The sequence below is a fragment of the Pseudoalteromonas sp. PAST1 genome, from assembly GCF_021532515.1.
GTDB lineage: Bacteria > Pseudomonadota > Gammaproteobacteria > Enterobacterales > Alteromonadaceae > Pseudoalteromonas > Pseudoalteromonas simplex.
In genome coordinates this window covers 1-1,417 of record NZ_JAKGBH010000130.1, presented here as the reverse complement: position 1 = coordinate 1,417, position 1,417 = coordinate 1, and the positions used below count along the sequence as shown (strand labels likewise).

General features: G+C 42.2%; 1 protein-coding gene. It reads left to right on the top strand.

What is annotated here, in order from left to right; all coding sequences use genetic code 11:
- The first annotated feature begins 78 nt into the window (after positions 1-78).
- Entirely contained in the window at positions 79-1,404 is a 1,326-nt protein-coding gene (locus L1272_RS22990; RefSeq protein WP_235374367.1) for an IS4 family transposase, read from the top strand.
- Positions 1,405-1,417: the final 13 nt, after the last annotated feature.

Sequence of the window (1,417 nt, the reverse complement as noted above, 5' to 3'; positions counted from 1 at the left end):
CAATGCCGATCAGTTAAGCAATTGACATTTGGCATAATAGGATCAAAATCCGATGATCACAGGTCATCGGATTTTTTTATGCCCCTTAATCATAGCTTCGCCAATATTTCATCATTTATCGATTCTAATATTCACAGCTTGTCGGAAATACTGGATGAGTCTTTAATACAACAAGCACTTGCAGAGTCTGGGGTCGCAACACTCAGGAAGCGCAGGCTACCTCTTGAGCTAATGGTCTGGAGTGTGATTGGCAGCGCATTGTTTCGAGATATGCCTATGACTCAGGTCATTAATCGTCTTGATATTGTATTACCAAGTAAGAAACCTTTTGTAGCTCCTAGTGCGATTGTTCAAGCAAGACAGCGTTTAGGCTCGGAATCTATTCGTCATATCTTTAATATGACTCAATCCCGTTGGCATCAAGACACACCACATCCAAACTGGTGTGGATTAACCTTACTTGGCGTTGATGGCGTGGTGTGGCGTGCAGAAGACACGCCAGCTAACAATGATGCATTTGGTAAGTTGCACAATGACAAACGCGAATCGGCTTTTCCTCAAATTCGTATGGTCTGTCAAATGGAACTCACAAGTCACTTATTGACCGCATCCGCCTTTGACGCCGTTGCGGCTAATGAAATGACGCTCGCTGAGCAGCTGATAGAGCAAACACCCGACAATAGCCTAACGCTGTTTGATAAAGGTTTTTACTCATTAGGGCTACTTCATAAATGGTCTACCACTGGTACATCAAGGCACTGGCTAATTCCCTTAAAAAAAGGCACGCAATATGAAGTTATCAGGGAATTTGGAAAACATAACCAACTGATTAGACTAAAAACAACACCTCAATCACGAAAGAGGTACCCAGACTTACCTATTACTATCGAAGCTAGATTGTTGACGAAAACCATCAATGGAAAACAGCATCAGATACTGACGTCTATGACCGACCCAATGAAATATCCAAGTGCTGATATCGTCGATCTATACAGTCACCGTTGGGAAATAGAACTTGGGTTCAGGGAAATGAAACAGTACTTGCTCAAAAATGAATTAACGTTACGTAGCAAAACCCCAGAGCTAGTAAAACAAGAGTTATGGGGCGTATTGCTCGCATACAATTTAGTACGATATATGATGACTAAGATGGCTTACAGCCTGAAAGGGATATGGCCTTATCAACTCAGTTACAGCAATGCTTCTGGCTATATCATCAAGGAGTTAATGATGTTGCCTCACACCTCAGCAGGAAAAGTACCGAGCGTAATAAATAAACTTATTGCAATGGCTGAAACCTTTGTACTGCCAGAGCGAAGAGAAAGACATTATCCAAGATGTGTGAAAAAGAGACCCAGTCGATACCCTGAACGAAAGCCCCAAAAAATGCCTGTCAGCTCTTAACTGACAGGCATTA